Source organism: Pseudomonas sp. JV414 (assembly GCF_032424305.1).
Lineage (GTDB): Bacteria > Pseudomonadota > Gammaproteobacteria > Pseudomonadales > Pseudomonadaceae > Aquipseudomonas > Aquipseudomonas lini.
On the sequence record NZ_VYKC01000017.1, the window covers coordinates 119,543 to 137,117 of the forward strand.

The following is a 17,575-nucleotide window of genomic DNA, read 5'->3' on the forward strand; positions in this document are numbered from 1 at the left end:
GACCTGCATGGCCTCGTTCCAATCCGGAGCGGGGCCATGTCCGTTGCCACGGCTTACGAGGCCGTTACGCCATGACAGACACTGAAGTAAAGGCGCCAAAAATCGAATTCCCCTGCGCGGATTACCCGATCAAGGTAATTGGCGACACAGGCGTGGGTTTCAAGGACAAGATCATCGCGATCCTTGAGAAACACGCGACCGTTGACCACAAAACCTTTGCCGAACGGCAGAGTACCAACGGCAAGTACACGACCATCCAGTTGCACATCATCGCCACCGGCCAGGAACAGCTGTACGACATCAACAGCGAGTTGCGGGCTACCGGTTTCGTGCACATGGTGCTGTGATGTCTGGCACGCTGGGCTTTCGCGAGCTCGGTCAGATGGCTTACGAGCCGGTCTGGCATGCCATGCAGCGCTTCACCAACGAGCGCGGCAGCGATGCCGCCGACGAAGTCTGGCTGGTGGAACACCCGCCGGTGTTCACCCAGGGCCAGGCCGGCAAGGCTGAACACCTGTTGCTGCCCGGGGATATTCCGGTGGTTAAGGTCGACCGCGGTGGTCAGGTGACTTATCACGGTCCCGGCCAATTGGTGGCCTACCTGTTGCTGGACGTGCGCAAACTGGGGTTCGGCGTGCGCGACCTGGTCAGCCGCATGGAGCAATGCCTGATCGAGCTGCTGGCCAGCTACGGCGTGACCGCGGTGGCCAAGCCGGATGCGCCGGGTGTCTATGTCGATGGCGCGAAAATCGCTTCTCTGGGTCTGCGGATCCGCCACGGTTGCTCCTTTCATGGCCTGGCCTTGAACGTGGATATGAACCTGGAACCGTTTCGACGGATTAATCCCTGCGGCTACGCCGGGCTGGCGATGACCCAGCTGAGCGATCACGCAGGATCGATTGAATTTGCCGAGGTAAGTGCCCGGCTGCGCGCGCAGCTCGTCAAACACCTCGACTATGCTGAGCAGACGACCCTAACGGGCGGAATCGACTGATATGACTACTGATGCAGTGCAAACCATGATCCCGACGCTCGATGTCACCGAGCGTCCGGCCCCGCGTGCCAAGGTTGAAGCCGGCGTCAAGCTGCGCGGCGCCGAGAAGGTTGCACGCATCCCGGTGAAGATCATCCCGACCACTGAACTGCCGAAGAAACCCGACTGGATTCGCGTGCGCATCCCGGTTTCCCCGGAAGTCGATCGCATCAAGGCCCTGCTGCGTAAACACAAGCTGCACAGCGTGTGCGAAGAGGCGTCCTGCCCGAACCTGGGCGAGTGCTTCTCCGGCGGCACAGCGACCTTCATGATCATGGGTGACATCTGCACCCGTCGCTGCCCGTTCTGCGACGTTGGCCATGGTCGTCCGAAGCCACTGGACGTCAACGAGCCGGAAAGCCTGGCCATTGCCATCGCCGACCTGAAACTCAAGTACGTCGTCATCACTTCGGTAGACCGCGACGACCTGCGTGACGGCGGTGCCCAGCACTTTGCCGACTGCATCCGCGAAATCCGCAAACTGTCGCCGAACGTGCAGCTCGAAACCCTGGTCCCGGACTACCGTGGTCGCATGGACGTCGCGCTGGAAATCACCGCCGCCGAGCCGCCGGATGTGTTCAACCACAACCTGGAAACCGTACCGCGCCTGTACAAGGCTGCGCGTCCGGGTTCGGATTACCAGTGGTCGCTGACTCTGCTGCAACGCTTCAAGCAGATGATGCCGCACATTCCGACCAAGTCCGGTTTGATGCTGGGCCTGGGCGAAACCGACGAAGAAGTCATCGAAGTCATGAAGCGCATGCGCGAACACGACATCGACATGCTGACCCTGGGCCAGTACCTGCAACCGTCCCGCAGCCACTTGCCGGTCCAGCGCTTCGTGCACCCGGACACTTTCGCCTGGTTTGCCGAGGAAGGTTACAAGATGGGCTTCAAGAACGTCGCTTCCGGCCCGTTGGTACGTTCCTCGTACCACGCCGACGAGCAGGCGAAGCTGGTCAAGGCCGAGCTGATGTCGTCCTGATCTGCTGTGAAAAATGAAAAAACGCCCGCAAGGTTTTCAGCCTTGCGGGCGTTTTTTTGCCTTGCTCACGGCAATTACAGACTTTTCCTGCAACCTGCGGGGCGACGGACCCTCTTCTGTTTGTCCCCGTTCCTGACTACTGTGTGTTGAAGCTTTTACACAGGGAGATTCATGGATGACCGCTCGACCGACCCACACCCTTTGTCCTCACGCCCCCGTTCCGGCCTTATCGTCGCAAGGGCTGATCGGCGTGATCGCGCCCGCCGGCCCCGCAGCACTGGATACCGACAAAGCCATTGCCTGGATGCGCGCTCGCGGCTATTCATTGCGGGTGTTTCCCGGCGTTTACCAGACAGATGGCTATCTGGCCGGCAGCGACGAGGTGCGGCTCAATGACTTGCACGCGGCATTCGCTGACAGCGAGGTCGACGCGATCATCTGTCTGCGTGGCGGTTACGGTACGCCACGTTTGCTCGATCGCATCGATTTCGAATTACTGCGCAACAACGCCAAGCCGTTCGTCGGCTACAGCGACGTCACTGCACTGCACTCGGCCATCAGTCGTTATGCAGGGTTCGTGACCTTCCATGGCCCGATGCTCAACGCTGACCTGCTGGGTGACAAGCAACAACCCACCGAGTTCTCGTTTTTCAACATGCTGCGCGGGCAGGTGAAGGCGGGCAGTGTGCTTTCTCACCCGGTGGCCTGGCCGTTGACCACAATCGAGCCCGGCATCGCTCATGGGCGTTTGCTGGGGGGCAATCTGTCGATGATCGCCGCGACCATGGGCACGCCTTACGAGATCGATGCCGAAGGCGTCATCCTGTTCATCGAGGACATCAACGAACCGCTGTATCGCATCGATCGGCTGCTGACTCATTTGCGTCTGGCCGGCACGCTGCACAAGCTGCGTGGGGTTCTGGTGGGGGATGTGGCGGGGGTTGATGCGATTGCGCTGGAGAGGTTGCTCAAGCAGACCTTTGCTCCTTTGCGCATACCCGTGCTGGCCGGATGGCGTAGCGGGCATTGTGATCCGAATTTGACGCTGCCGATGGGCGCGCTGGTCAGGCTGGATGCGGGGAACAAGGTGTTGGTGTTGGAGCAGGATGTGGTGATCGAGCGGTAGTTCGTTAGCGTCTGTTAGTCAGTCTTCGCGGGCAAGCCTCGCTCCTACAGGGGAACGTTGATCACGCAATCTCTGTAGGAGCGAGGCTTGCCCGCGAAGCTTTTAGCGGTTACGCAACCCTTCCAGCAACTTGTGCGTCGGATAACCATCTGCTGGCCAGCCAAACGACTGCTGGGCGCTGCGGATCGCTTTGCGGGTATTGGCGCCGATAATCCCGTCGGCGGTCCCTGCGTCGTAGTTCTGGGCGCTCAGCAGGTTTTGCAGCTCGATTCGCTCGGTACGGCTCAGCGGCAAGTCATCTTTCGGCCATAGACCGCTGATCAAGCCGCCGCCATTGAAACGTTCGGACAGCAGGCTCACGGCCAAGGCATAGGACGAAGAGTTGTTGTACTTGAGAATCGCGCGGAAGTTATCGAGAACCAGGAACGCCGGGCCGCGATAGCCGGCAGGCAGCAGCAGGGCGGCCGACAGGTGTTCGGAACCTGCTGGAACCTGGCCGCCATTGGGCAGGGTCACCCCCAGTTGCTGCCACTCGGTAACGCTCTTGCGAATCGTGCCATCGGCCAGGGCGTAATTGAAGCCGCTCGGCAATTGCGCTTCGAAGCCCCAGGGCTGGCCTTTCTGCCAGCCGGAGCTTTGCAGGTAGTGCGCAGTCGAGGCCAATGCATCAGCGGAGCTGTTCCAGATGTCGCGGCGGCCATCGCCGTCGAAGTCCACAGCGTGGGTATTGTAGGTGGTCGGAATGAACTGGGTCTGACCCATGGCGCCGGCCCAGGAACCGAGCATGTTCTCTGGTTCGATATCACCCTGCTGCAGGATTTGCAGGGCAGCGATCAGTTGCGCATGAGCAAAGCCCGGACGTCGACCTTCATAAGCCAGGGTCGCCAGGGAGTTGATCACCGACTTGCTGCCCTGGAACTGACCGAAGTTACTTTCCATGCCCCACACCGCGACCAATGCCTGGCGGTCGACGCCGTAGCGCTGCTCGATGCTTTGCAGGATGTCGGCGTACTGGCTGACCAGCGCCTGACCTTTGCGCACCCGTAGCGGCGACAGCGCCCCGTCGAGGTACTCCCACACCGGGCGAGTAAATTCCGGTTGGCTACGGTCGGCACGGATCACACTGTCGTCCACGCTGACATTGGCAAACGCACGGTCGAACAGGTCGGCGCGAATCCCGGCGGCGAGGGCGTCTTTGCGAAAACCCGCCTGCCATTCGGCAAAGGTCTGGGTAGGCTGGATGTCGAGATTCTCACCGGTTGGCACCACCGGCGGAATGATCGCGGGGGCCGTCGCAACGGTGCGGGTCTGAAGCGGTTGGGCGTCGGCGGCGGTGGGTTTTTCCGCACAGGCGACAAGCAGAACGAGGCTGGAGGCAGCTATCAGTTGGCGAAGGTGCCAACGACGGGAAAGACAAAGGGGCATGCACAGGTCCAGAGGATACGAATCAGGTGCAGACCTTAACATGCCTGTGGAATGAATCGGGCTACACAGGAATGGATTTTGAGGGCGCTGATCAGCCGGCTTGCCAAAATAGCGCCATTGTTCTAGTGAAATCAACTGTCATTTATGACAGCTATCCGGGCTATGGTTTGGCGTATTTAATGAGTGTGACGACTTATTGGGCGGGCTTGCAAGTGTTGGCTCCGCTCTTATTAAGCACGTACCCATGAGGGCGCTGAAATGAAATGTGTACTGTGGATGTTGATAATTGGGTTGTTGGCTGGCTGTTCGTCACAGCATCATTCGGATACGAGCCTGCTGTCGGATGGAGCTGTAGTTGCCAGTGCTACAGAGTCTATCGATGCCAGTTCGACGGGGCCGCAAGTGGCCGCGGAGTTGACTCGGCGCTATCGAGACACCCGAATTAATTGTGGAAAGGAATCGATGCCGGCTTTTTTATGTTCAGGCATTTTATTACGGGGCACAGCACTCGCTGCGGGATTTGATGTATGGGATCCAAGTCCGACGGCGATCAGGACTGGAGGTACATCTTTTTCTTATGTCAGATCCGACTACAAAATGAAGCGTCTGGCGTTTACTTATAACAAGGGTCTTATCTTTTTTCCGATACTGAGCACGCCCGCGGGCAAGGCAAATATCGAAGTGCTGTGTTTCTTTCCGGTGGATGGTACATCAGATTCGCGCACCAATAATGGTTGTGGTGAAGTTCCAGGCTATCCAAGTAGCATTGCTTGCAATTCGCAAAATATTCGCACGGGTGAGCAATGGGCTGCGAACTATCGCAAATATGCGTCTACGGGGCACCACTTTCGCGCGGTATGCAGTTTTGATGTGAGAGATGCGGCTAACAATCTCTCCGGGCCGAACTTCTATCAAGGGATGATAGGAGGGCGTGCGATTTCGCCTATAACCTTTAATATTCCAAACGACGTAAAGCTTAAGACGTGGCAGGCGGGTCTGGCGAAGACATTACCGATTGAAGCGTTTTTTTATTATGTTCGGGATGGCAAATCCGGATTGGCGGACGTTCAGGTCGATCAGCGTCGATTCAAGGTGTTGACTGGGGTTGCGATCCCGATCATCAAAGTCACCATGCCTAGAACGCTTGAAGAAAGCACTACATTCGCCTATCTGGAGGCTGATCAAGCGGTCAACTGACGTTCATTTCAAGCGGCCAGAAAGCAAGAAGCCTCCCAGCTTTTAGACTGGAAGGCTTCGCGGCGGTAGCTGCCTTTGCCCTTGCCGGCTCGTTCCTGACGGCTGCGGAACAGTGGCTGGGCGATGATGGATTTGGCCTTGTTGGGGCCATTTCTAGATGGCTTTTTGCTCATGATGATCTCTCGCAAGTGAGTGGGTGTTGCGGGGGGAATAATCTGCCGAAGCAGGGATTCTGTCTATAGGGCAAATGCAGGTGTGTTTGTAGGAAAGCAAGATCAAAAGATCGCAGCCTTCGGCAGCGCCCAACGGGCGCGTAGGAGCTGCCGAAGGCTGCGATCTTTTGATTTTTCTTTTGATTTTATTCGGCAGGCAACGACAATCTCTGACCGGCCATCAACAGCGTCAACCGACTAAGGCTCATCCACGGCGAACCTGCCGCCTGGCCCTTGATCTGCGCATCAATTCGCTGCGCTTCGAGCAACAAGTGCGCCCAGCGTTGCGCCGAGTAGCGTTGCAGCGCCTTGCTCATCAGCGGTTTGCGTTTGTCCCAGATTGGCGGTCGAGCCTGGCTGAAGGCTTTGTCCAGCGGCACGCCCTGGCTGTATTGCAGCGAGAGGTTGGCCAGCAGACGCAGCTCCCGGGCCAGCGCCCAGAGAATCACCGGCGGTTCGACGCCTTCGCCGCGCAACCCTTCGAGCATGCGCAGGGCGTGAGCAGCCTCGCCATTAAGAATCGCATCGGTCAGGCCGAAGACGTCGAAACGCGCACTGTCGGCCACTGCCGCTTGCACGGTTTCGACGGTGATCTGGCCACCCTCGGCCATCAGCTTGAGCTTTTCGATTTCCTGAGCGGCAGCCAGCAAGTTGCCCTCGACCCGAGCGGCGATCAGTTCGACGGCGTCCTGACTGGCGGAAAGCCCGGCCTGGGACAGGCGTTGGCGGATCCAGCTCGGCAACTGGTTGGTGTCCACTGGCCAGATCTGCACGAACTGGGTTTGCGGACCTTCGATCAGTGCCTTGCCCCACTTGGTCTTTTGCGCGCTGCCGTCAAGCTTGGGCAGGCTGATCAATAGCACCGTGTCTTCAGCCGGGCGCGAGCAATACTCGATGAATGCCGCGGCGCCTTTGTCACCGGGTTTGCCAGAAGGCAGACGCAGTTCCAGAAGACGTTTTTCAGCGAACAGCGACATGCTGGCGCCGGCCTGTAGCAGCGTACCCCAGTCGAAACTGGCGTCGGCGGCGAAGACCTGGCGTTCATCGAAACCTTGTTGGCGGGCAGCCGCGCGGATGGCATCGGCGGCTTCCTGACACAGCAGCGGGTCATCGCCACTGATGACGTAGACCGGCGCGAGGGCGCCTTGCAGGTGTTTACCGAGTTGGGCGGGGGCGAGTTTCATAAGAAGAGGCGAACGGGGCGCCTGAGCGCCCCGTAAGGCTTATTGCTGCGGCAGTTCGACAGGCGACTGACGCGGAGTTTCCGCTTCAGCCTTCTGCGCCGCTTCCAGTGCGTCGGCTTCAGCCTTGGCCCTGGCGTCTGCGGTCTGTTGCAGATGTTCCAGCTGAGTCGGGGTCAGCTGTTGCAGGCGCAGCATCATGCGTTGAACCAGTTCACGACGCATTTCCTTGCGGGCATCGTTGGCTTCCTGGTCAGAACCCACCAGGTTGTTGCCGTCATGGATGAAGACTTTCTGTACTTCGAGCTTGTCGCTCAGCAGTTGCAGGTTGCCTTGACCCCGGATGTCGTAGCTCAGCACCGTGCTCATCTGGTACTCGCCAGTACGACCGGCGCCCGCGTAACTGAGGATGCGCTGGCTTTCCTGCTCATCGGCCAGAAACAGCTTGTAAGGCGCGCCGCTGTAAACCTTGACACCACTGCTTTCCAGCACCTGACGCAGTTGCGTCACGGTTTCGCCGTAGGCATTGCGGGCACTCAGATCGAGTTCCTTGATCGCCAGTTCAGTGGTGCCGGTGCCGCGCAGCTGGAAACCGCAGGCGCTCAGCAGGACTGCAAGGCCCATCACCAGCAAATTGCGTTTGATCATCTTGTTGCTCCCCTTGAAACCATGTGGGCCGGTCAAGCGGCCCGAAAGGTTTTACTCGGCGCCAGGCATGACCTGGCGCCCGATCCAATTTAGCTGGCGACGATATTGACCAGTTTCCCGGGCACTACGATCACTTTGCGAATAGTCAGGCCATCGACGAAGCGCAGGACGTTTTCGTTGGCCCGTGCGGCAGCTTCGACTTCTTCGCGGCTGGCGCTGGCCGGCATTTCGATGTGGCCGCGCAATTTGCCATTCACTTGAATGACAAGCTGCAGGCTGTCCTGCACCAGGGCGTTTTCATCCAGTACTGGCCAACCGGCATCGATTACCGGGTCAGCATGGCCCAGTCGATGCCACAGTTCGTGGCTGATGTGCGGGGTGATCGGCGCCAGCAGCAGGACTACGGTTTCCAGACCTTCGTGAATCAGTGCGCGATCCTGTTCGGTGCCTTGCGCGGCTTTTTCCAGCACGTTCATCAGCGTCATCACTTGGGCGATGGCGGTGTTGAATTTGTGGTTCTGGCCGACGTCGTGGCTGGCCTGCTTGATGGCCTGGTGGATCGAACGGCGAATGGCTTTCTGCTCGTCATTGAGGCTGGCGACGTCCAGTTTGCCCGGCAGGCCCTGAGTGACGTGCGCTTGAGCCAGACGCCAGACGCGTTTGAGGAAGCGGTGCGAGCCCTCTACGCCGGAGTCGGACCATTCCGCGCTCATGTCTGGTGGCGAGGCGAACATCATGAACAGGCGGCAGGTGTCTGCGCCAAACTGGTCAATCATCGACTGTGGGTCGACGCCGTTGTTTTTTGACTTGGCCATCTTCTCGGTGCCACCGATTTCCACCGGCAGGCCGTCTGCGATCAGCTTGGCGCTAATAACCTTGGCCTTGCTGTCACGCTCAAGCTCCACGTCCGCCGGGTTGAACCAGGTGTAAGCACCATTGGCTTCGCGACGATAGTAAGTCTCGGCGATTACCATGCCCTGGGTCAGCAGGTTCTTGAACGGCTCGTTGGAACTCACCAGGCCTTCGTCGCGCATCAGCTTGTGGAAGAAACGCGCATAAAGCAGGTGAAGAATCGCGTGCTCGATACCGCCGATGTACTGATCCACCGGCAACCAATGGTCGGCCGCCGCTTTTTCCACCAGGCCGCCTTCATAGTGTGGCGAGGCGTAGCGGGCATAGTACCAAGAGGACTCGACGAAGGTGTCCATGGTGTCGGTTTCACGCTTGGCAGGCTGACCACATTTCGGGCAGCTGCACTCGTAGAACTCGGGCATGCGCGCCAGTGGTGAACCGGCGCCGTCCGGTACGACGTCTTCCGGCAGCACGACTGGCAGTTGATCTTCCGGCACCGGCACATCACCGCAGGTGGTGCAGTGAATGATCGGGATCGGGCAGCCCCAGTAGCGCTGGCGGCTGATGCCCCAGTCGCGCAGACGGAACTGGGTGCGCGAGGCGCCAAGGCTCTTCTTGATCAGCGCAACTTCGATGGCGTCGAACGCGCCGGCGAAGTCCAGACCGTCGAATTCACCGGAGTTGATCAGCGTGCCATGCTCGCCGTAGGCGTCTTGCCACGGGGCCGGGTTGGTCTCGCCGGAGCTGGTGCGCACCACGGATTTGATCGGCAGGTTGTACTTGGTGGCGAACTCGAAATCACGTTCGTCGTGAGCCGGTACAGCCATTACCGCGCCATCGCCGTAATGCATCAGTACGTAGTTGGCGACCCATACCGGGAGTTTCTCACCGGTCAGCGGATGCTCGACGAACAGCGAGGTTGGCAGACCTTTTTTCTCTTGAGTGGCGACGTCGGCTTCGGCGACGCTGCCGCCCTTGCATTCAGCGATGAACGTTTGCAGCTCAGGGTTGTTCTGTGCGGCCAGGGCAGCCAAATGGTGTTCGGCGGCCACGGCAACGTAGGTCGCGCCCATCAGGGTGTCTGGACGGGTGGTGAATACTTTCAGCGCGCCGGTTTCGCCGATGGAAGCGACGTCGTACGGGAACTGCACTTCCATGCCGCGGGATTTGCCGATCCAGTTGCGCTGCATGGTCTTGACCTGCTCAGGCCAGCCTGTCAGTTCGTCGAGGCTTTCCAGCAGCTCATCCGCGTAGGCGGTGATCTTGAAGTAGTACATCGGGATTTCGCGCTTTTCGATCAGCGCGCCGGAACGCCAGCCGCGACCGTCGATCACTTGCTCGTTGGCCAGAACGGTCTGGTCGACCGGGTCCCAGTTCACGGTGCCGCTTTTCTTGTAAATCACGCCTTTTTCGAACAGGCGAGTGAACAGCCATTGTTCCCAGCGGTAGTAATCGGGCTTGCAGGTGGTCACTTCACGCGACCAGTCCACCGCCAGGCCCAGGCTGCGCAGCTGGTTTTTCATGTAGGCGATGTTTTCGTAGGTCCACTTGGCGGGCGCTACGTTGTTCTTCATCGCGGCGTTTTCTGCCGGCATGCCGAAGGCGTCCCAACCCATGGGTTGCAGGACGTTCTTGCCTTGCATGCGCTGATAGCGGGAGATCACGTCGCCGATGGTGTAGTTGCGCACGTGCCCCATGTGTAGCTTGCCGCTGGGGTAAGGGAACATCGACAGGCAGTAGAACGTCTCCTTGCCTGGCTGTTCACTGACTTCAAAGGACTTTTGCTCGTCCCAGAACGACTGGGCGGCGGCTTCGATTTCACGGGGCTGATATTGTTCGTGCATGGCTACTTTTGAACTGAATAGGGGTGGCCTAATCCTCTTCAATGCAACGCTGGGCGGTGATAACGCCAAATCGACGTTTCGGTGCCCAGGCGAGCTGGAAGTGGAGTTACAGGAAGCGCCGTAGCATACATGACCGCACTCTACCGAGGGAAACCCTGATTACACGCAAGGACGTGGCCAATACCCGCTCCGAGGGCCGTTGGTCGCGGCACTCAGCCGGTTTTTTCAGCGAGGCTAAGCTCTAAAAGGGGAGTGAGTCTTATCTTCAATGAGGTGATGGATGGTTGAGTCACAGCAAAAAGCTACAAAACCGGAGCTGTACGAAAGACTGATAGACCGTCTCGCAATGGCCCTGGATGTGGCCAAAACCGGCGGTCGGCTTCGCGATGAGCGTCCCCTGGAGCTGGAGCTGCGTGGTTTGAGTCCCGCAGAGTTTGAACTGGTCAAGGCCTATCTGGATCGTAGTGAGCGTGAAACGCACGGATGCTTGTCAGCAGCAATGAAGCAACTCGAGGCACCACGTTCGGCCAAGATCATCTGGCTCAAGGATAAGGCACCTGGCAAAGGCGCGGTAAAGGTCCGGTCTTTGCAATTCAAGTAAGGGCACTTGAAGCCATGGAATATGGTTTTTTGAAGCAAAGTCCTTCCACATTTGTTGTCGCATTGCGTCAACCCACCTAGGCTTCGGGCATCTATGGAGATGCCCGATGCCTTTTCGTTATTTCATTAAACAACTTCTACTGCCCCCCGGCATTTTATTACTGTTGCTGGTACTTGCCTGGTGGTGGCGCCGCTCAAGACCGAGGCTGGCGGGGTTGTGTTTCATCCTGGGCGTGGGCGGCTTCTGGCTGATGAGCCTGCCGGTGGTGGTGGAGTGGAGTGCCAAGGCCTTGGAGCGCGAGCCGCCGCTGGCGCGCGAGGAATGGGCAACCTTGGGGCGGCGCGCCGATGCGATCGTGGTACTGGGTTCAGGGCGTGAGCGTGGCGACCCGGCTTGGGGCGCCGACCAGCCGACCGGCGTAGGCCTGGGGCGCGAGCGTTATGCCGCGCGCCTGGCCAAGGCGTCCGGTTTGCCGATTCTGACCAGTGGCGGGCTGCATTACGGCACGCCACCGACCGAAGCGAAGCTGATGGCGGACTCGTTGCTCGATGATTTCGGCGTGACGGTGCGCTGGCAGGAAGGGCGCAGCCGCACGACCTGGGAAAATGCGCAACTCAGCGCCCAAGTGTTGTTGCCGGAAGGGATCAAGCGGGTGGTGGTCGTGACTCAGGCCTGGCACATGCCGCGGGCAGTCTGGAGTTTTCAGCAGGCAGGATTTGAGGTTGTGCCCGCACCAGTGGGGTTTCTGGGCGTGGACAATGCCCGGCCGCTGGGCGGCTGGATGCCGGAATTCAAATCGATCTGGCAGAGCGGGCAGTTGATGAATGAGGCGGTGGGGCAGATCGGGTATTCGTTGTTTTATCGCTGAAAAAGCAAAAGATCGCAGCCTTCGGCAGCTCCTACAGGGTGTACACATTCCCATGTAGGAGCTGCCGAAGGCTGCGATCTTTTTGCAGGCGGCGCGATACTCAAACGGTTTTCGCCATCCGGTTGGCCACTAACGCCCAGCCAAACAACAACACGCAAACAATGATCAACGGCCACGAACGCCATTCCAGGTACGGCGTCAGGTTGTGCATCGGCACCACTTCGCCATACAGGATGCCTTGTTCGAACTGCGGGATCTGTGCAGTGATCTGGCCAAACGGGTTGATCAGGCCGGTCACGCCGTTATTGGTGGCGCGGATCATCCAGCGACCAGCCTCAAGTGCGCGCATCTGTGCCATCTGCAAATGTTGCAGCGGGCCGATCGAAGTACCGAACCAAGTGTCGTTGCTGATGGTCAGCAGCAAATCGCTACGGGCAGCGAGGCTCGCGGCGAATTCCGGGTAGACCACTTCGTAGCAGATGAATGGCGCAATCTGATAACCCTTGGCCTGCAGCAGCGCTTGATCGGCCGGGCCACGGGCAAAGTCGGACATCGGCAGGTCGAAGAAAGCGATCAGGCCGCGCAAGACTTCCTGCAATGGAACGTATTCGCCGAACGGCACCAGTTTCTGCTTCAGGTAAGTGCCATCGCCTTCACCAACAACGGTAATACCGTTGAAGAAGCGCTTCTCGTGATGGACTTCCTGGCGAATCGGCACGCCGGTAATCAGCGCGGATTTACGCTCGGCGGCGAAGCTTCCCATCATGTTCAGGTAGCCCTCGGCGGACTCCTTGAGCACCGGGACCGCCGTTTCCGGCCAGATCAGCAGGTCGACGCGTTTGGAGCTGAAACTCATGTCGCGGTACAGCGCCAGTTGCGCATTGAGCTGCGACGGATCCCACTTCATGCTTTGTTCGATGTTGCCTTGAATCGCCGCGACGCTCAGCGGCGCGCCCGAAGGGCTGGTCCAGGCATGCTCCTTAAGCGCCATGCCAGCCACCCAAGGGCCGGCCAGCAGCAACACGCCCGCGGCGATGAAGCCTTTACGGCCAGTGCGCACCAGTCGCATAGCGTTGTAGATCAGCGCAGCCGTCAGGGCCAGGGTGAAGGAAATCAGCCACATTCCGCCGACCGGCGCGAGCCCGACCAGTGGGCCATCGAGTTGGCTATAGCCCGAATAGAGCCATGGGAAACCGGTAAGGAACCAGCCGCGAAAGGCTTCCTGACCCACCCACAACGCCGCAAATGCCAAGGCATCGGCCAGCGGCGCTTCATTACGGCGCAGCCAGCGCGCCCAAATCCAGGCGGGCAGGGCGAAGAACCAGGCAATCGCCGCGGTGAAGAGCAGCATCAAGAACCCGGCCAGCAACACAGAGGCGCCGCCAAAGTTGTGAATGCTGTAGTAGATCCAGCTGGTGCCTGCGGCAAACAAGCCAAAACCGAAACACCAGCCACGGCCCAGGGCCTGACGGGGGTTCAGTTCACGCAAACCGGCATAAAAGAAACCGACCGCCAGCAATGCCAGCGGCCAGATATCGAATGGCGCCAGGGCCAGGGTGGTGAGTGCACCGGCCGCCACGGCCAGCAGGTTACCGGGCCAGCCGGGGCGGGTGATACGGAGCATTTCAGTCCTTAGAATTACCGGGCGATAGGTGTCAAACGCAGCAAATGAATCCGACGGCTGTCGGCGTTCAGGATGCGGAAGCGATAGGCGCCGATTTCAGTGATTTCATTGCGTTTTGGCAAGTGCCCGAACGCGCTCATCACCAAACCGCCGACGGTGTCGAACTCATCGTCGGAGAATTCGCTGTCGAAGAACTCGTTGAAGTTATCGATCGGCGTCAGGGCCTTGATCAGGAAGTCACCGCTGGGCAGCGGCTTGATGTAGCTGTCTTCTTCGACGTCGTGCTCGTCTTCGATGTCGCCGACGATCTGTTCCAGCACGTCTTCGATGGTCACCAGACCGGCCACGCCGCCGTATTCGTCAATGACGATGGCCATGTGGTTATGGTTGGCGCGAAACTCGCGCAGCAGCACATTCAGGCGCTTGGACTCGGGCACGAACGTGGCCGGGCGCAGCAGGTCCTTGATGTTGAAGCTGTCGCCGTTCTCCTTGAGGATCAACGGCAGCAAGTCCTTGGCCAGCAACACGCCCATCACGTCATCGTGGCTTTCACCGATCACCGGGTAGCGGGAGTGGGCCGAGTCGACCACGGCCGGCAGGAACTCGCGGGGTGTCTGGGTCGCCTTGATGCTGATCATCTGCGAGCGCGGGACCATGATGTCCCGTACTTGCAGGTCAGCAACCTGGATGGCGCCTTCGACGATGGCCAGCGCTTCGCTGTCCAGCAACTTGTTTTGATGTGCATCGCGCAGCAGCTCCAGCAGCTCCTGGCGGTTCTTCGGCTCGTGGGCAAAAGCCTGGGTGAGCTTACCCAGCCATGACTTCTGCCCGTTGCTCGATCGATCTTCGCTCATAGCGATTACTCTGAATCCTTTGTTGTTACGGTAGGGGATGTATCGGTTTCGTCGTCCGCATAAGGGTCAGGGTGACCCAACTCTGCAAGCAACGTTCGTTCCAGTGCTTCCATTTCTTCGGCTTCGTCATCATCTATATGGTCGTAACCAAGCAGATGCAAGCAGCCGTGAATGACCAGATGCGCCCAGTGGGCCTTTAATTCCTTGCCTTGTTCCGCCGCTTCGCGCTCGACCACTGCTACGCAGATCACCAGATCGCCGAGCAGGGGAATGTCGAGAAACTCATCCGGGACATCGGCCGGGAATGACAAAACGTTGGTGGCATAGTCTTTCTGCCGCCAGGTGAAGTTCAGTTCGCGGGCTTCCTCTTCGTCGACCAAACGGATGGTCATTTCGGAGTCGGCAGTACGCTGGCGCAGGGCCAGTTCGCACCATTGACGGAATTCGGCTTCGCTTGGGGCAGACGCTTCGGTAGCCAGTTGCAGATCAAGCTCAAGCATCGGGGCGAGTGTCCTTGGAAGATAACTTCGCCGGTTCGTCGGCCGCGCGATTTTCGAAGCGCTCATAGGCTTCGACGATGCGCTGCACCAGCGGATGGCGCACCACGTCCTTGGGCATGAAATGGGTGAAGCTGATACCCGGTACGTCTTTCAGCACCTCGATCACATGATGCAGCCCGGACTTGGTGCCTTTCGGCAGGTCGACCTGGGTGATGTCACCGGTGATGACCGCAGTGGAGCCAAAGCCGATCCGGGTCAGGAACATTTTCATCTGCTCAACGGTGGTGTTCTGGCTTTCGTCGAGGATGATGAAGCTATTGTTCAGCGTACGACCGCGCATGTAGGCCAGCGGCGCAACTTCGATAACTTGACGCTCGATCAGCTTGGCGACGTATTCGAAACCGAGCATTTCGTAGAGCGCGTCATAGAGCGGGCGCAGGTACGGGTCGATTTTCTGGGACAGGTCGCCGGGCAGGAAGCCGAGCTTTTCGCCCGCTTCAACCGCCGGACGTACCAGCAGAATGCGGCGGATCTGCTCGCGTTCCAGCGCGTCTACCGCGCAGGCAACGGCCAGATAGGTCTTGCCGGTACCGGCCGGGCCGATGCCGAAGTTGATATCGTTACCAAGGATTTCCTTCACGTAGCGCAGCTGATTCAAGCCGCGAGGGCGAATCATGCCTTTCTTGGTGCGCAAGGCGACGGACGGTTCGGCGGGGGAGTGGTTGTCCAATTCCTCGACGGCCGATTCCTGCAGGAACAGGTGAACCATGTCTGGCGACAGTTCGGTACCTTTGGTTTCCCGGTACAAGCGGCGCAGCAGGTTTTCCGCGGAGGTGGTGTGCTTGGGCTCGCCGATCAGTTCGAACTGGTTTCCACGGTTGCGGATCTCGATCGCGAGGCGCTGTTCGATCAAGCGCAGATGCTCGTCGAATTGCCCGCACAGATTGGCGAAGCGGCGAGCTTCAAAAGGCTCGAGGATGAAACGATGTGGTTCTATGGGTGCGTTCAAGGTCGTATTTAGCCGCCCTGGGGCAATTATGATGAATAAAGGATAGCGCCAGTCGCCTGGGTACGAAAGCTCTTATACGGACCAATGTTGAACACCGTCCCGTAGGAGCGAAGCTTGCTCGCGAAGGCGGCATTACAGACGACTCATATGTTGAATGTCAGTCTGCCTTCGCGGGCAAGCCTCGCTCCTACAGGTTTTGCGGTGTTATTGGATCAGCGAGCCCCGCAGCGAGTGCGGTTGCGCGGCATCGATATGCACGTCGGCGAACTGGCCGATCAGGGTCGGATTGTCGCAGCGGAAGTTGACGATACGGTTATTCTCGGTCCGGCCTTGCAGTTCGCCGGGGTCTTTTTTCGAATAATCGGTTACCAGAATCCGCTGAATGGAGCCCACCATTTGTCGGCTGATCTCGAAACCTTGCTGGTTCAGGCGATGTTGCAGGGCGTTCAGGCGTTCTTTTTTCAGTTCCTCCGGCGTTTCGTCGGCCAGATCGGCGGCCGGCGTGCCCGGGCGCTGGCTATAGACGAACGAGTAGGAAAAGTCGAAACCGACGTCTTCGATCAGCTTCATGGTTTGTTCGAAGTCTTTCTCGGTCTCACCCGGGAAACCGACGATAAAGTCAGAACTGATGCAGATCCCCGGCACGGCGGCCCGCAACTTGCGCAGTTTGGATTTGTACTCCAGCGCGGTGTGGTTGCGTTTCATCGCCGCGAGGATCCGGTCGGAACCCGATTGCACCGGCAAATGCAGGTGTTTCACCAGCTCCGGCACGTCGGCGTGGGCCTGGATCAGGCTGTCGGAGAATTCCAGCGGGTGCGAGGTGGTGTAGCGAATGCGATCGATGCCATCGACAGCGGCCACTACGCGGATCAATTCCGCCAGATCGGCCAGCCGACCATCGTGGGTAGTCCCGCGATAACCGTTGACGTTCTGCCCCAGCAAGGTCACTTCGCGCACGCCGTTTTCGGCCAGGTGAATGATCTCGGCAATCACGTCGTCGAACGGTCGGCTGACTTCTTCACCGCGCGTATATGGCACTACGCAGAAGGTGCAGTACTTGCTGCAGCCTTCCATGACCGACACGTAAGCGCTCGGCCCGTCGATGCGTGGCTCGGGCAAGTGGTCGAATTTTTCGATTTCCGGGAACGAGACGTCGACTTGCGGCAGTTTGGTCAGGCGCGCTGCGTCGATCATTTCCGGCAGGCGGTGCAGGGTCTGCGGGCCGAATACCACGTCCACGTACGGAGCGCGATCACGGATGGCCGCGCCTTCCTGGCTGGCCACGCAACCGCCGACGGCGATGACCATGTCAGGATTAGCCAGCTTCAATTCGCGCCAGCGGCCCAGCTGGGAATACACCCGGTCCTGGGCGCGTTCGCGGATCGAGCACGTGTTGAGCAGGATCACGTCGGCGTCTTCTGCGCGAGCGGTGACTTCCAGGGCCTGATGTTCACCCAGCAGATCGACCATGCGCGAGCTGTCGTACTCGTTCATCTGGCAACCGTGGGTTTCGATGTAAAGCTTCTTGGCCATGGACAGAGTCATCACGTGATTCAAAGAACCGCGCATTATAGGGAACATGCACCAAGGTTCCTACCGTTGCGCGTCCGGCGGCT

17 protein-coding genes are annotated in these 17,575 nt (G+C 59.1%); 7 read left to right on the top strand and 10 right to left on the bottom strand.

Going from position 1 to position 17,575, the window contains the following annotated elements; all coding sequences use genetic code 11:
- The first annotated feature begins 71 nt into the window (after positions 1–71).
- The 4 genes from F6R97_RS18350 to F6R97_RS18365 all read left to right on the top strand — a co-directional run bounded on the left by F6R97_RS18350 (position 72) and on the right by F6R97_RS18365 (position 3,144).
- A complete protein-coding gene (locus F6R97_RS18350) occupies positions 72–347 on the top strand; it encodes a DUF493 domain-containing protein (protein WP_038981383.1) in 276 nt (91 codons plus the stop codon).
- On the top strand, positions 347–994 hold the full coding sequence (gene lipB / locus F6R97_RS18355) for a lipoyl(octanoyl) transferase LipB (protein ID WP_038981384.1): 648 nt from the start codon (positions 347–349) through the stop codon (positions 992–994). Before F6R97_RS18350 ends, lipB begins: the two co-directional genes overlap by 1 nt.
- 1 nt (position 995) lies before the next feature.
- Positions 996–2,018: a lipoyl synthase gene (lipA, locus tag F6R97_RS18360; protein WP_007946663.1), complete on the top strand. Its 1,023-nt coding sequence runs from the start codon at positions 996–998 to the stop codon at positions 2,016–2,018.
- A gap of 175 nt (positions 2,019–2,193) precedes the next feature.
- A complete protein-coding gene (locus F6R97_RS18365; RefSeq protein ID WP_048396442.1) occupies positions 2,194–3,144 on the top strand; it encodes an LD-carboxypeptidase in 951 nt (316 codons plus the stop codon).
- Between the two features lie 102 nt (positions 3,145–3,246).
- Here the strand turns inward: F6R97_RS18365 and F6R97_RS18370 are convergent, their stop codons facing one another.
- Entirely contained in the window at positions 3,247–4,569 is a 1,323-nt protein-coding gene (locus F6R97_RS18370; protein WP_038981386.1) for a lytic murein transglycosylase, read from the bottom strand.
- Between the two features lie 462 nt (positions 4,570–5,031).
- Here F6R97_RS18370 and F6R97_RS18375 point away from each other — a divergent pair, with 462 nt between their 5' ends.
- Positions 5,032–5,766: a hypothetical protein gene (locus F6R97_RS18375; protein ID WP_156320465.1), complete on the top strand. Its 735-nt coding sequence runs from the start codon at positions 5,032–5,034 to the stop codon at positions 5,764–5,766.
- An 8-nt stretch (positions 5,767–5,774) separates the two neighbouring features.
- On the opposite strand, the gene arfA is transcribed toward F6R97_RS18375, so the two are convergent.
- The 4 genes from arfA to leuS form a co-directional block, all read right to left on the bottom strand.
- A complete protein-coding gene (gene arfA, locus F6R97_RS18380) occupies positions 5,775–5,939 on the bottom strand; it encodes an alternative ribosome rescue factor ArfA (RefSeq protein WP_038981387.1) in 165 nt (54 codons plus the stop codon).
- 185 nt (positions 5,940–6,124) lie between these two features.
- A complete protein-coding gene (gene holA / locus F6R97_RS18385) occupies positions 6,125–7,162 on the bottom strand; it encodes a DNA polymerase III subunit delta (RefSeq protein ID WP_315866899.1) in 1,038 nt (345 codons plus the stop codon).
- Between the two features lie 39 nt (positions 7,163–7,201).
- The gene (gene lptE, locus F6R97_RS18390; protein WP_048396445.1) at positions 7,202–7,807 is read right to left on the bottom strand and encodes an LPS assembly lipoprotein LptE; all 606 of its coding nucleotides are present in this window, start codon (positions 7,805–7,807) and stop codon (positions 7,202–7,204) included.
- 89 nt (positions 7,808–7,896) lie between these two features.
- The gene (gene leuS, locus F6R97_RS18395; protein ID WP_315866900.1) at positions 7,897–10,503 is read right to left on the bottom strand and encodes a leucine--tRNA ligase; all 2,607 of its coding nucleotides are present in this window, start codon (positions 10,501–10,503) and stop codon (positions 7,897–7,899) included.
- 280 nt (positions 10,504–10,783) lie between these two features.
- On the opposite strand from leuS, the gene F6R97_RS18400 reads away from it, so the two are divergent.
- Both F6R97_RS18400 and F6R97_RS18405 read left to right on the top strand, forming a co-directional pair.
- Complete coding sequence (locus F6R97_RS18400; protein WP_038981390.1) at positions 10,784–11,104, top strand: hypothetical protein; 321 nt, start codon at positions 10,784–10,786, stop codon at positions 11,102–11,104.
- 106 nt (positions 11,105–11,210) lie between these two features.
- The gene (locus F6R97_RS18405; protein ID WP_038981391.1) at positions 11,211–11,972 is read left to right on the top strand and encodes a YdcF family protein; all 762 of its coding nucleotides are present in this window, start codon (positions 11,211–11,213) and stop codon (positions 11,970–11,972) included.
- A 100-nt stretch (positions 11,973–12,072) separates the two neighbouring features.
- On the opposite strand, the gene lnt is transcribed toward F6R97_RS18405, so the two are convergent.
- The 5 genes from lnt to miaB all read right to left on the bottom strand — a co-directional run bounded on the left by lnt (position 12,073) and on the right by miaB (position 17,492).
- Entirely contained in the window at positions 12,073–13,596 is a 1,524-nt protein-coding gene (gene lnt, locus F6R97_RS18410) for an apolipoprotein N-acyltransferase (protein WP_038981392.1), read from the bottom strand.
- 14 nt (positions 13,597–13,610) lie between these two features.
- Positions 13,611–14,450, bottom strand: a complete 840-nt coding sequence (locus F6R97_RS18415) for an HlyC/CorC family transporter (protein ID WP_007894419.1) — start codon at positions 14,448–14,450, stop codon at positions 13,611–13,613.
- A gap of 5 nt (positions 14,451–14,455) precedes the next feature.
- On the bottom strand, positions 14,456–14,950 hold the full coding sequence (gene ybeY, locus F6R97_RS18420; protein WP_038981393.1) for an rRNA maturation RNase YbeY: 495 nt from the start codon (positions 14,948–14,950) through the stop codon (positions 14,456–14,458).
- The gene (locus tag F6R97_RS18425; protein WP_038981394.1) at positions 14,943–15,959 is read right to left on the bottom strand and encodes a PhoH family protein; all 1,017 of its coding nucleotides are present in this window, start codon (positions 15,957–15,959) and stop codon (positions 14,943–14,945) included. Before F6R97_RS18425 ends, ybeY begins: the two co-directional genes overlap by 8 nt.
- 204 nt (positions 15,960–16,163) lie before the next feature.
- Positions 16,164–17,492: a tRNA (N6-isopentenyl adenosine(37)-C2)-methylthiotransferase MiaB gene (gene miaB / locus F6R97_RS18430; RefSeq protein ID WP_038983596.1), complete on the bottom strand. Its 1,329-nt coding sequence runs from the start codon at positions 17,490–17,492 to the stop codon at positions 16,164–16,166.
- Between the last annotated feature and the right edge of the window lie 83 nt (positions 17,493–17,575).